Origin of the sequence: Solitalea lacus (assembly GCF_022014595.1) — a bacterium.
GTDB lineage: Bacteria > Bacteroidota > Bacteroidia > Sphingobacteriales > Sphingobacteriaceae > Solitalea > Solitalea lacus.
The window spans coordinates 2,581,420-2,595,509 of record NZ_CP091740.1 but is presented as its reverse complement, the minus strand read 5'-3'; the positions used below and the strand labels follow the sequence as shown (position 1 = coordinate 2,595,509).

The window sequence follows — 14,090 nt, the reverse complement described above, 5'->3', positions numbered from 1 at the left end:
CCTTTTGCATTGTGTGCCGTGCATATCTATAAACTAGGAGGTGCAAGTCCTCTATGGGGGTCGGTAGTTACCAACCATTAGCCAAGAGCAAGGGTGTCCGCTGCGAAGCGGAATCTGAAGGCCGTATGTTTGTAAAGGAATAAGTTCCAGGAAGTTATGTAAATTTAAGAAAGAACCCCTAAAATTTTATAACACTGGAACTTATGCAACCACAAGTTAATCAATTAGATTTTAGCGGTCAAAACATTTATGTTGGTTTTGACGTGCACTTAAAAAGCTGGCAGGTTACCGTTATGACTGAACTGCTCACCCATAAAACCTTTTCGCAGCCACCTAAACCCGAAGTATTACACCAGTATCTCCGGCAGAATTTCCCCGGCGGCACCTATCATTCCGCCTACGAAGCAGGCTTCTGCGGCTACTGGATCCATAACCGCTTGGAGGCTCTGGGCATTCACTCCATCGTGGTCAATCCTGCCGATATTCCCACCACCGATAAAGAAAAAGTGCAAAAAGAGGATTCCAGGGATAGCCGTAAAATCGCACACTCATTAAGAAGTGGCGCCTTAATCCCGATTTATGTTCCTTCCAGTAAAACCCTAGAGGACCGTTGTTTAGTTCGCACCCGGTCCATACTGACCAAGGACCTTGCCCGGTATAAAAACCGGGTAAAATCGTTCCTGTACTTTCATGGCATTGAACTACCTGCGCCCTTCACCAAAAAACAGTCCCACTGGTCGAAACCTTTTGTTGATTGGCTGGAAAGCATCGCTATGGCTGAGCAGAGTAGTAAAACGGCCCTGCAGGCCATGATTTTAGAAGCGAAACATTTGAGAGCCTCTGTATTGCAACTCACCCGGCATTTACTAGAGCTATCAAAAACAGGTACTTACCAGGAAGCCATCGCTTTACTGCGAAGTATCCCTGGCATCGGATTATTAACGGCCATGACCTTATTAACCGAGCTGGAGACGATTAACCGGTTTAAAAACACGGATCAACTCTGCAGTTTTATAGGACTCATCCCCTCGACGCATTCAAGTGGGGAAAAAGAACTAGCCGGTACTATCACCCGACGGGGGCATAGCGTGCTGCGCAGCGCCCTGATTGAAAGTGCATGGGTAGCCGCACGCCTGGATCCGGCACTGACTAAAAGTTTTCATGAGTATTGCCGGCGAATGGAACCGAATAAGGCCATCGTAAGAATAGCCCGGAAATTACTCAACAGAATCAGGTATGTATTAATAAACAAACAAGAATATGAGTGTGCAGTGGTTAAATAAAACTAAAACGCCATATAAAAACATCCTTTTAATCTGAGACTGATAACACGCTTCCTGCAGTGCTGGTCATTCTGTATCTGCTATCTGAAGGCTACAGCTCACTATCTATAAAAAATTAAACACGGCATTGCAGCCCGATTTACCGGTTCTGCTAATAGAAGGATGTTTTTATAGGCTTTTAGTTCATTGAAAAGACAGGTGTGTCTGAAGATTCAGGGCAAGAGAGTTTTCTTTAGCCATTTAGGACAATGAATACAGCAAAAAAGCCCCTGTCATTGTGGGGCTTCAAAGCTATATTCACCGTCATAAATCCTATTGCTGGTGAGTTGCTCTCCAGCAGCGCCCACTTCCTCTTCGGATTTATATCACAAAGGTAATCATTAAAAAAACTTCCAGATCTCTTGCTTTACAACATAGAAGGAAGCTTGAGGCAAATCCCTGAACCGAGGAACACGAACCCTATCAGGCATATCCAGCAGGATGAGGTTGCAATACAAATCGAAGTCCAATAACTACCCGGATACTGGAGTGTAAATAAGGCGGTTACATGGGGAGAAAGTGTATAGGTTTACCACGGGAGGTCTGGCAGACGTGCGGAAACAAGCAGTATGAAACACGGCTAACAATTGCTGTCAGAAATCAGCAGAGATCAAAGTACGCTGCTACGAGTTAGCAGGGGAAGGGTCGAATCTTAAGAGGTGAGCATCAAATGAAGGTTACTGTATGAATGGTAGAAAGCAGAAAACGGAGCAAGACACCTGGCAGAGCGGAAATAGGTCGGAAACCGAATCAGGCTCTGGAGGGCAGACATATCTATGGATGACTGAAAAAGGAAACACCAACACAACGCAAGGGCAACAAGCCCAACTTTTAGAGTATATACTCTCGCCATCCAACCTTAATGCGGCCTACAAACAAGTTAAGCGTAACAATGGAACAGGCGGGGTTGATGGGATGAATGTGGAAAAGCTTTTGCCCTACTTACAATCCCATCGAGAAGAACTGCTTGACTCACTACAAAATGGGCGGTATAAACCGCAAGCCGTTCGTAGGGTCGAGATATCCAAAGAGAACGGCAAAAAGCGAGCTTTAGGCATACCTACAGTAGTGGAAAGAGTCATTCAACAGGCAATCACCCAACAATTAACACCTATTTACGAACGACAATTCTCGCCCAACAGTTACGGCTTCCGTCCAAAACGCAGTGCTCATCAAGCCATAAAGCAGTGCCAAACCAACGCAAACGACGGTTATCGTTACGTTGTGGACATGGATCTGGAAAAATTCTTCGATACTGTTAACCAAAGCAAGCTGATAGAGATTTTATCCCGAACCATCCCTGATGGCAGGGTAGTATCATTGATACATAAATACCTAAAAGCAGGCGTAATGATACAGGGGGAATTTCAAGAGACATCGATGGGAGTTCCGCAAGGAGGAAACCTAAGTCCGCTGTTGAGCAATGTAATGCTCAACGAACTGGACAAGGAACTAAAGGAAAGAGGACATCGTTTTGTCAGATACGCTGACGACTGTATGGTATTCTGTAAAAGCCGCCGAGCTGCTGAAAGAGTGCTTGTCAGCCTTACAAACTATATCGAACAAAAGCTTTATCTGAAAGTAAATAGAGAGAAAACCACAGTTGCACACGTCAAGGATGTTAAGTTCTTGGGGTATGGATTTTATTTCAACAAAAATGGTTGCAAAATGCGCACCCATAAGAAAAGTGTTGAAAAGATGAAAGACAAAATCCGAGAACTGACCTCACGGAGCAACGGATGGGGCAATGAACGCCGAAAGGAAGCAATAAGACGGTACATCACAGGCTGGCTTAATTACTTTCAGCTGGCAGACATGAAAGGATTGTTGGAACGCATAGATGAATGGTATCGAAGAAGAATCAGGTCATTGATATGGAAACAATGGAAAAGTATCAAAACCCGAATTAGGAACCTGATAAAACTGGGTATCCCGAAAAACAAGGCAATGGAATACGGCAATACGAGGAAAAGCTACTGGCGTACAGCTAATAGCCAAATCCTTAGCAGAAGTATCACCAACGAACGTCTTAAGCAATCGGGCTATCTGTTCTTTGCTGACTACTATCAAAAATTGCGTTGTGTAAATTAAGAAACCGCCGTATACGAGAACCGTACGTACGGTGGTGTGAGAGGACAGATAGGGAAATAATCCCTATCTTCCTACTCGATTAATTTTAACTATAAAGGTCAAGTGGATGAATATTTGAAGACATGGTTTGATACTTACATGTTGATTATCAGGTAAATTGTTTGGTTATGCCGACAAATTAGTCAGTATTTTTAATTTATAGTTATTAAATATTCCTTTTATGAATTTTTGATTTATGTTTGCTGCGAACAAAAAACTATTTATCTATTTATTTTATGAAAAAAATCTACGCATTAGTGGCGGCCTTATTTATGGCTGGAGCAGCAATGGCACAAGATGGTCCTAAGAATGCAATTAAAGTTAACCCACTTTCAATTGGTGTATCAACAATTAACATTTCTTATGAAAGAGCTGCCGGAGAAAAGTCAAGTTTTCAATTAGGCGGTTACTACACTGGTTATTCAATTACAGATACCAAATGGAGTGGTTTTGGTATTACTCCTGAGTACAGAATCCACTTAGGACAAAGCGCAACTGCAATTCAAGGTTTCTATGTAGCTCCATTCCTGCGTTATCAAAACTTGAAAATAACAAGTCCTTCTTTTGACGAAATTGGTAACCAATCTGAGATTAAGTCAACATTGAATACTTTCGGTGGTGGTGCAGTAATTGGTCGTCAATGGGTTTGGGGTAAATTCGCTTTAGACATTTTTGGCGGTCCTGCATTTAACTCTGGAAGTGCTAAAACTGAGGGCAATGACGCTTTTGATATTCAGGGTGCTAACCGCTTTAAAGGCTTTACTTTACGCTTTGGCGTTTCGTTAGGATTAGGATTCTAAGAAAAAGTAACTTCACTTGAGGAGGCGGAAAGTATTATCGGCACTTTTCTTTACAATTATACCAACCAACAATTTAAAGCAAAGGTTATAAGCCTTTGCTTTTTAATTTTCACTCTTACTCATTTGTAATACTGGCATAAAATTTTCTGTATTTTTCTCATATTCTAATATTTACCTCCAAATGAACATCTTAACTGAAGTAAAACATCTTCTAATTGTATTAATCGGTCTATTACTATTTTCGCTCAATGTATTTGCCCAGAAGGACCTCAGGTATATAAGGCATGGCTGGTGGGCATCGGGAGGAGTTGGACCTGGTTTTTTAAAATCCTCTTTTACTAAGGATACAGCACAGCGATCAGGCAAATTTGGTATTAACTTAAAGGGCGGATATGCAGTAAGCCAATTTTTGCTGACAGGTGTTGAATTTAACGGTTGGAATCTTTCAAGCAGACCCTTTTTAAGTTTTGATGGAAATAGAAGTCCTTCAAATGCGGCTACCGATATGTTGATCAATACTGCATTTTTATTACAAACATATCCATTAAGGTGGCCTGTTTATTTAAAGGCAAGTTTAGGCTGGTGTTTTTATATACCGACATCTAAAACTAATCAAAAAGGCAATGGAATGGGGTATTCAATAGGTACAGGTTATGAATACATTGTTAATAATAATTTTGGCTTTGGAGTTTCTTTGAATTATGATTTCGGGAACCTAAAAGATAGAACTTTTTCAGAAGTACAAATCTTGCCCCAACGAAGGTATGATATTATTAATCTAGGATTGAATTTTATTATTTATTAGATAAAAGAGTATTAAGTTTTAGTAGTGGTGAAATAGAAAGAGCGTTAATGATAAACATGAACGCTCTTTATTTAAAAGGATGTTGGAATTCTTGCCACTCAGGGCTATTTTATCAGTTTCTGTATTTCGTTCAGTTTTAGTAAAGCTTCAACAGGTGTAAGCACATTTACATCAAGATCAGTTAATGAATCCCGGATTTTTATCAAAATCGGATCATCCAGAGAAAAAATATTCAGCTGCATATTGTCAGACTTTTTAAGTTTTTTCACTCCGTTTTTAATGCTTGCCGTTCCTTCGTCCGAACTGCGTTCCTCTTCCAATTTGCGTAAAACCTCTTCCGCCTTTTTAATTACTTTTGGAGGCATTCCAGCCATACGAGCCACATGAATACCAAAGCTGTGTTCGCTTCCTCCCGGAACTAATTTTCTTAAAAAGATGACCTTATTATCAATTTCTTTGATCGAAACGTTGAAGTTTTTGATCCTTTCAAATTGAGTCTCCATTTCATTAAGCTCATGATAGTGAGTGGCAAACAGGGTTTTGGCTCTTGATTTGGGATCGTTATGTATGTACTCTGCAATTGACCAGGCAATGGAAATTCCATCATAAGTACTGGTACCGCGTCCAATTTCATCTAGCAACACTAAACTTCTATTCGAAAGGTTGTTCAGAATGCTGGCTGTTTCATTCATTTCCACCATAAAGGTTGATTCACCAGACGATAGGTTGTCTGAAGCTCCTACCCTAGTGAATATTTTATCGGTGATGCCTAAACGGGCAGCTTTAGCCGGAACAAAACTGCCAATTTGAGCCATAAGGACAATCAACGCTGTTTGACGAAGCAATGCGGATTTACCGGCCATATTCGGTCCGGTAATCATAATGATTTGTTGCTGTTCGTCATCCAGCAAAACATCATTTGGAATATATTCCTCGCCTAATGGCAGGCTTTTTTCAATTACTGGGTGTCGGCCGGACTTAATGTCAATTACATTATCCTCAACCATTTGGGGCAGACAATAATTGTTTTTGGTAGCAGTTATGGCAAAACTTAGCAACACATCGAGCTGAGCAATCAATAAAGCGTTTACCTGTATCGGCCTTATGTATTCGGCCATGCTCAGTAATATATCACAGTATAGCTTATTTTCCAGAGCACTTATTTTTTCCTCAGCCCCTAAAATCTGATCTTCATATTCCTTAAGTTCAGGGGTAATGTATCTTTCGGCGTTAACCAGCGTTTGCTTGCGGATCCATTCGGCAGGTACTTTATCTTTATGGGCATTGGTTACCTCTAAATAATAACCAAATACGTTGTTGAAGGCAATTTTTAAAGAAGGAATACCTGTGTTTTCACTTTCCCGGCGCTGCATATCCAACAGGTAATCTTTTCCACTGAAAGCAATTTTGCGTAATTGATCAAGTTCTTCATGCACCCCTTGAGCAATTACTCCTCCTTTTTGCAGCAATGCAGGAGGTTCAGGATTCAATTCTTTTTCTATTTTCTCCCTGATCAGTTTGCAAGGATTTAATTGATCGGCAATTTTTTGAAGACTTTCTTGTTGTGCGTTTTCAGCTATGGATTTTACTTCTGCAATAGCCGTTAAAGCCCTGCCCAATTGCACCAGTTCCCGGGGATTGGCTTTTTGAAGGGCTACTTTAGATATCAAGCGCTCCAAATCTCCAATAGGCTTTAATTTTGATTGAAGTTCTGCACCAAGTTCGGGTTGGTTTACCAAATGTTCAACCACTTTCAATCGCTCCTCAATTAAAACCTTCTCTTTTAAAGGCATTACCATCCATTTGCGTAATAAACGGGCACCCATTGGAGTGCTGGTTTGATCTAGAACTGAAATTAACGGTGTTGCTCCTTCGTTTGGAGAGTAAACTAATTCCAAATTGCGGATAGTAAAACGATCTAACCAAACATAACGCTCTTCTTCAATCCGAGATATTTGAGCAATATGCTGTACATTACGATGTTCTGCCTCAAAAATATAATGCAAACAGGCTCCGGCTGCAACAATTCCATGATGCAGGTTTTCAATACCGAAACCTTTTAAAGAAACGGTTCCGAAGTGCTTTAAAAGTGTTTCATGAGCATAGTCAAAACCAAATACCCATTCATCCAATCCAAAAGTGTAAAATTTGTCTCCAAATAAATTGACAAATTCTCTGCCTTTGGGTTTAGCAAAAATAACTTCAGTTGGTCGGAAACTTTGGAGTAGTTTATCGATATAATCGGCATCACCCTGTGCGGTTAAGAACTCTCCCGTAGAAATATCCAATAAGGCAATACCCATGATATCCTTGTCAAAATGAACGGCCGCCAGGTAGTTATTGACTTTATTGTTCAGGATGGTATCATTGTATGCTACTCCTGGCGAAACCATTTCGGTAACACCCCGTTTTACAATAGTTTTAACGGTTTTAGGATCTTCCAGTTGGTCACAAATGGCCACACGTTGGCCGGCACGAACCAGTTTGGGTAAGTAAGTATCGAGCGAGTGATGTGGAAACCCTGCCAGTTCAATGTGTGAAGCAGCTCCATTAGCTCTTTTGGTAAGGGTTATGCCCAAAATTTCGGAAGCTTTTATTGCATCCTCTCCAAAGGTCTCATAAAAATCTCCAACACGAAACAACAAAATAGCACCAGGATATTTTCCTTTTATCTGGTTGTATTGTGCCATTAAAGGCGTTTCTTTTCCGTCTTTACTTTTTGCCAAGTTAATTGCAGTTTAAGAAGGCGAAAATAAGGAGGTTTATCTATTTAGACAATGTGTAGTTTTTAACAATTTGTTAGCTATCGCAACCTTAAATTCTACCATCTATTATTTTGATATTACTCTTAATATATTGTAATATTGAGTTCTACTAAATGAAAATTAACATAACAAATATCTAAGGTCTATTTGTTCTTATGGTTTTTTTAAAACCATACAACTAAACAGGGTTACCTATTTTAACATTGTATTTTATTTATGAAACATCTATCGAAACCAAGATTATCAATCTTCATTTTGGTATTATTTACACTTGCTTGTACCCATCAATATTCTGAACGGCAATTAGCTTTTAAAAAATTACTTAATAATAATTGGGTAGAAATAAAGCGCAGTAATATTATGGATGGCCTTTATAGCAGTATAGGAGAACGTTATACGCCTGATTGGAATTTAAAAATTGATTCCTTAGGTTTTGCAACTTGTAAGGTGGCCTCTCATGAAATTTTTAGTAAGATTAAAATTACCAATGATTCCATTTTGCAATGGAACCAATTCCAATACAGAATTATTAAAGTAAATCAGGATACATTAGTATTGCAGTATAATCCTTCATTGCGAAATACGATTAATAAATCACATCGTTTGTTATTTATAAGTAGTAACCTTTTCAATAAATCTCAACCTGAACAGTTGAGTAAGCTCAAACAGTTGACTAAGAATGATACCTTATTTTTAAGGCGGCTAAGCGATTCGTGCCGAAGAGTTCCTACGTTTCATTTTATTGGAGAAAAACTCCCCCATGCCACTTCTTTGTCGAGTGATATTAAAATAGATACGGCCTTGTTTTCTATGGGCTTTGATGGACCCAAAAATAATATTGAATTCTTTATTTACGATTGGGACTCAAATACTCGTTATTCGCATGCTTACTCAGGAAGATTTATTGTTCGGGAAAACGGCAAAATTGCAGCCTTTGATGTAGGCTTGATGACTATGTGGGATGATGAAATAATATTGCCCAGCACTTTTAACTATATTAAGCATGTAGTTGAAAGCAAAGTAAAGTTTGAACCGGCAACAACCTTGGGCGTAAAACATAATTCTTATGTATATTTTACCTATGTGCGCTTACCAAAGACCAATAGTTAATTTTCTCAGTATCAATTCCTGGTTTTAAAAACTCAGGAATATATCTTCTAATCTTTACAATTTTTAAGTCAGAAGTATTTGGCTTATTTTCGGCACCATGAAAAATTTGGGTATAACGCTGATTATCTTATTGTTCTTTGGAGCTTCTTGTTCTTCTAAATACGAAGAGAAAGAGGCTGACTTCAGAAAGAAATTAAATAATAATTGGGTTGAAATAAACCGAACCAATCTTGAAGGTGGTCTTTACAGCACTTATGGTGAGCGTTATAAAGCTGATTGGATGATGTTTGTAGATGATAAAGGCTTTGCGACGGTTAAAACACCAAAAGATTATTTTAAGAGCATTTTCGTTCGTCCTGATTCCATTATTAAATGGGATAAGTATAAGTATCGTATCGTAAAACTGAAAACGGATACATTAGTTCTTCAATATATTCCAAACAAAGGAGACTCGATCAATAAACCACATCATTTGTTTTTTGTAACTGAAAAAGTTTTCAAAAAGATTAGCAAAAATCAGTTAACAAAGTTGCAGGAATTGACAGCTAAGGATACCTTGTTTTTGAAAAAGTTAAGTGATTCATGTAAAAAATCACCAGAGTATTTCTTTACTGCAGATAAGTTTCCTTTGGCAAAGCCACTTTCAAATGAAGTGAGAATTGACACAGCAACTGCTTCAGATGGACGTATTGAGTTTAAGATTACTGAGATTAACGCAAACACTCAGCATGAGCATTTGTATTCCGGCAAATTTATCCTCCGTGAAAATGGTAAGATAGGTTCATTTGATGTGGGGCTTATGGCTTGGGGAGGAACAGAAGAAATTTTACCCAATACATTTAAATACATTAAACATTTTGTAGAAAACAAAATACGCTTTGAGCCCGGCACCACTTTGGGTGAAAAAATTAATACTTACGTGTATTTTACATTTAAGAGAGTTCCCCAAAAGGGATAACTAAAAAAATAAGAATGCCGGTTAAATATTAACTGGTATTTTTTATGAGAAAATACCGTTTTGTTCAGTCAGGAGTATCGGAGCATTATCAGAAATCAATATGGTATGTTCATGCTGGGCAACAAAACCACCCAAATTACCAACCATAGTCCAGCCATCTTCTAACTCGGTTGTAAAGGTTGACTGGGTTGAAATAAATGTTTCAATAGCTACAACTGAGTTCTTTCTAAAACGAGCAGTGTTGTTTTTGTCGCAATAATTGGCAATTTCACTAGGCTCTTCATGTAAACTCCTGCCAATACCATGTCCGGTAAGGTTTTTAATTACTTTAAATCCACGTTTTTTAGCTTCAGTTTCAATTAATAATCCAATATCAGAAATTCTAACGCCTCCCTTAATTTGACTGATGGCTTTCTGTAGAATTTCTTTGGACGCATTCACCAGTGGCTGATGAATGTGAATATCTTTACCTAACACAAAAGAACCTCCATTGTCTGACCAAAAACCATTAAGTTCAGCCGAAACATCAATATTGATCAAATCGCCTTCCTGCAGAATTGTTTTCTCAGAAGGAATGCCATGGGCTGCTTCATGATTAACGCAAATACAGGTGTGTCCAGGGAAATTATAACTTAATTTTGGTGCTGATTTGGCTCCGAATTTAGCTAACATTTCAGCTCCGAATTCATCCAGCTCTTTCGTGCTCATACCTGGTTTAGCCAAGGCTTGCATTTCCTTAAGTGTTAAGGCTACTGCTTGACTTGCACGCTTCATTCCCTCTAGCTCCTGGTCAGTTTTAATAATCATTTTAGGATATTTAAGTAAATATGATCCAAAACTACCCTATTTATGTTCACTTTCAAAGTAATTGAGCATCTTTGCGTTTTGTAAAAATAACAGGATGACCGCTGCTGAAGAGTTAAAGCACTTACGAAAAGTACTTAAAATAGAGAAGGAAGAAGATTTACAACAATACCGAAAGTTTGTTGTGGAATCTGAAATTAGTGAGCGTGTTAGAAACGGCAGTAGTTGGTATCCGGTTAAAATTACACAAACAGGTTACGGGCGGGGTGAGCAGGTATTTGTGGAGCTAGAACGCACCTCTGCAAAAGAAAAAGACCATCAATTACAATCAGGAAAACGTGCATCTTTATTTTGCAATGTAAATAATCAGGCAGCCAAACAGCGAATTGAAGGTGTTATAGGCACAGCCTTAAAGGATCGATTACGTATATATCTTAACGCTGACGAACTTCCCGAATGGATTAACGACGGGAAAATTGGTGTTGATCTGCTCTTTGATGAAACTTCATACAAAGAGATGGATGACACTTTGCGGTTAGTAGCTGATGCTCAAAATAACCGTTTGGCTGAATTAAGAGAACTATTACTGGGGCATGTGCCGGCCAGATTTTCTGGAGATCATCCAATCCCATCCTTTGGAAATCTTAATCAATCTCAGAATGAGTCCATCGGCAATATGCTAAATGCGGTGGATGTTGCTATTGTACACGGTCCTCCTGGTACCGGTAAAACCACAACCTTTATTGAGGCCATCAATTTAATTGCCAAGAACGAGAAACAAGTTCTGGTAACTGCACCCAGTAATACTGCTGTAGATTTGTTGTGTGAAAGGCTTTCAGAAAAAGGTTTGAATGTTGTTAGGATTGGCCATCCGGCGCGAGTTGGAGAGCATCTTGCGGATTTGGTGATCGATAATAAGATTACCCAGCATGAATATTTCGGAGATATTAAAAACTTGCGGAAAAAAGCTGAGGAATTCAGAAGCATGGCTTTTAAGTACAAACGGAATTTTGGAAAGGAAGAAAGCAAACAACGTCAGTTATTGTTTAATGAGGCTCGATCGTTAAAGCAAGAGGCCTTAAAGCTTGAAGATTACATTGTTAGTGATATTCTTTCGCAAGCCAATGTAATAGCATGTACACTTGTTGGTGCAAATAACCCCTTGTTGCGTGAGCGAACCTTCAAAACCGTTTTTATCGATGAAGCTGCTCAAGCCTTGGAGCCGGCTTGTTGGATTCCGCTTATGAAAGCCGAGCGAGTAATAATGGCCGGTGATCATCATCAGCTCCCTCCTACTGTTAAATCATATGAAGCAGGTAAACAAGGTTTAAATGTGACGTTGTTTGAAAAGGTGATTTCACGACAAAAAGTTGATACGCTTTTGAAGGTTCAATACAGGATGAATCAATCCATTATGGAGTTTTCAAACCAGCAGTTTTATAATGGTAAGCTCGCTGCCTGTGAATCGGTTGCAACCCGAACTCTTGGAATTAATGATGAAACTCCCTTCCTATTTATTGATACCGCAGGTTGCGGTTTTGATGAGAAAACAGAGAATGGACGGAGTGCATGTAATCCGGAAGAAGGGAATTTGCTGCTGAATTATTTAAACGACTTTTTACAGCAATTAAGCATCGTTGATGAGAGGGCTTGGGAGAACCTTAAACGAGTCGGTGTTATTTCTCCTTACAAAGCTCAGGTAGGTTATCTGGCAGAACAATCGATGAACTTTGATAACCTGACATTACTAAAAGACAAGATAAGTTTTAATACAGTTGATGGTTTCCAAGGGCAGGAATGTGACTTGATTGCCATTAGTTTGGTTAGAAGCAACGGCAAGAATGAAATTGGCTTTTTGGCCGATACTCGTCGGATGAATGTTGCCCTTACCCGGGCAAAAAAGAAACTGCTTGTAATTGGAGATAGTGCAACGTTGTCTTCACATTCATTTTATGCTGACTTTTTAACTTATGTACAAGCAAATAATGCTTATCAAAGTGCCTGGGAGTTAAATTATTTACAATAAAAGCTGCCCCCTTTAACAAGGACAGCCTTATATAAAATAAATTTTATTTCTTAATTAATTGTACGCTACATAAGCTTCATAAACAGGAGTTGCTGCTCCTGCACTTAACAAAGCATAATCAATCCAAAAGTAACCTCCTAGGCCCCAGCCTGTACCCCATGAATTTTGCACTTTAAAGGCCTGCTTAGCGTCATCATAACCCATTATTGCTACAGCATGTCCTCCGTATTGTCTGCCTGATTTCCTTTTCCAAACCCAACCGGTTTTACCCATGTCATAAAAACTGTCATCCACCATAAATCCAAGCAACACTGGAACTTTTGAGCTCACTAATGTTTTTACATCAGTAAGATTTCTCCAATTAACTGTTCCCCAGTTACTAATCTTATGTGTACTAGCTGCCTGTGCTTGTTGAGAAGTCGGCTGTAAATTGCAAACACCATCAGTATAAGGCATTTCATTAAGGCTGCATGCTCCTTGATTTTTTAAAATATTTAAATTATCAGAAAAATAAGTTCCCCAACCGCAATTACCTTGAACAATTTGATTGTAAACATAAGATGGGCTTCTGTAAGCCTGAGGGTAATTCATACCATCGAAATTATGCTCGAATGAACTTGCTGCAGCATAGGCAGTTGCCCATGATGTGCACGATGATTCACTCTTTTGATCACCCGGGGTCGGCATGTCAATAAAATAACTAGTAGGAACAGCTTCTGTTGCGTTTTCGCTTTCCACATATTGCTTTCTTATCGCATTTACATCTACTTTCGGAAAACTGTTATACTTTTCCTTAGTTTGAAATAGTAAACCTAACACATGATCAGTTTGGTTTACTTGTTGATTAACTGTGTCGCTCTCTTTGCGACAAGAAGCAACAGTAAGTAACGCTACTGCTACACTTAGTAAATAAATACTTCTTTTCATTTTAAAAGATTGGATTGATCTTACGCCTACTCTAAACAATTTTCGGCTTCCTTGATTGTTAAAAACAATGTCTTAAGGTTTGTTGTAAGGTTTTTGTTACTTGTTATTATTTAATGGAGGCAAAATCGTGAGGGTCAGATGTTTCGTTATATATAAATATATTTTGTATACATTATAAATTGAATTATTTATCAATATCCTATATATGTATGTTAGAATTTTATTGATCATACTAAAACGGGAACGTTAGGTGTTTGTTAACTGTAACCAATCTGTTACAATAGAGTGGTAGAAAGAAAAAATGAGGTATGAATGAAGGCTTAATAATGAGCTCAAAAAACAAGGATGTCTGCTGTAAAATCGGGAGACAGCATCGTTTATTGATACTTTTAAAAGGTACTATTTCTTGAAGAAAGAAATCAATATTCAAATTAGCTGCTCTG

10 protein-coding genes are annotated in these 14,090 nt (G+C 38.7%); 7 read left to right on the top strand and 3 right to left on the bottom strand.

The features are described 5' to 3' along the window. The first annotated feature begins 203 nt into the window (after positions 1–203). The 4 genes from L2B55_RS11005 to L2B55_RS10990 all read left to right on the top strand — a co-directional run bounded on the left by L2B55_RS11005 (position 204) and on the right by L2B55_RS10990 (position 5,057). Positions 204–1,283, top strand: a complete 1,080-nt coding sequence (locus L2B55_RS11005) for an IS110 family RNA-guided transposase (protein ID WP_237845150.1) — start codon at positions 204–206, stop codon at positions 1,281–1,283. A 723-nt stretch (positions 1,284–2,006) separates the two neighbouring features. After that, on the top strand, positions 2,007–3,413 hold the full coding sequence (gene ltrA / locus L2B55_RS11000; RefSeq protein WP_237845515.1) for a group II intron reverse transcriptase/maturase: 1,407 nt from the start codon (positions 2,007–2,009) through the stop codon (positions 3,411–3,413). A gap of 275 nt (positions 3,414–3,688) precedes the next feature. After that, a complete protein-coding gene (locus L2B55_RS10995; RefSeq protein ID WP_237845513.1) occupies positions 3,689–4,252 on the top strand; it encodes a DUF3575 domain-containing protein in 564 nt (187 codons plus the stop codon). Between the two features lie 181 nt (positions 4,253–4,433). Further along, entirely contained in the window at positions 4,434–5,057 is a 624-nt protein-coding gene (locus L2B55_RS10990; protein WP_237845512.1) for an outer membrane beta-barrel protein, read from the top strand. A gap of 104 nt (positions 5,058–5,161) precedes the next feature. On the opposite strand, the gene mutS is transcribed toward L2B55_RS10990, so the two are convergent. Then, positions 5,162–7,783, bottom strand: a complete 2,622-nt coding sequence (mutS, locus tag L2B55_RS10985; protein WP_237845511.1) for a DNA mismatch repair protein MutS — start codon at positions 7,781–7,783, stop codon at positions 5,162–5,164. A gap of 255 nt (positions 7,784–8,038) precedes the next feature. On the opposite strand from mutS, the gene L2B55_RS10980 reads away from it, so the two are divergent. Continuing rightward, positions 8,039–8,932 (top strand): hypothetical protein, encoded by an 894-nt coding sequence (locus L2B55_RS10980; RefSeq protein ID WP_237845509.1) that lies wholly within the window; start codon positions 8,039–8,041, stop codon positions 8,930–8,932. 97 nt (positions 8,933–9,029) lie between these two features. Continuing rightward, the gene (locus tag L2B55_RS10975; RefSeq protein WP_237845508.1) at positions 9,030–9,890 is read left to right on the top strand and encodes a hypothetical protein; all 861 of its coding nucleotides are present in this window, start codon (positions 9,030–9,032) and stop codon (positions 9,888–9,890) included. Positions 9,891–9,932: 42 nt separating this feature from the next. Here the strand turns inward: L2B55_RS10975 and map are convergent, their stop codons facing one another. After that, on the bottom strand, positions 9,933–10,697 hold the full coding sequence (map, locus tag L2B55_RS10970) for a type I methionyl aminopeptidase (RefSeq protein ID WP_237845507.1): 765 nt from the start codon (positions 10,695–10,697) through the stop codon (positions 9,933–9,935). A 94-nt stretch (positions 10,698–10,791) separates the two neighbouring features. On the opposite strand from map, the gene L2B55_RS10965 reads away from it, so the two are divergent. After that, a complete protein-coding gene (locus L2B55_RS10965; RefSeq protein WP_237845505.1) occupies positions 10,792–12,720 on the top strand; it encodes an AAA domain-containing protein in 1,929 nt (642 codons plus the stop codon). 54 nt (positions 12,721–12,774) lie between these two features. Here the strand turns inward: L2B55_RS10965 and L2B55_RS10960 are convergent, their stop codons facing one another. Beyond that, positions 12,775–13,647 (bottom strand): C1 family peptidase, encoded by an 873-nt coding sequence (locus tag L2B55_RS10960; protein WP_237845504.1) that lies wholly within the window; start codon positions 13,645–13,647, stop codon positions 12,775–12,777. Positions 13,648–14,090: the final 443 nt, after the last annotated feature.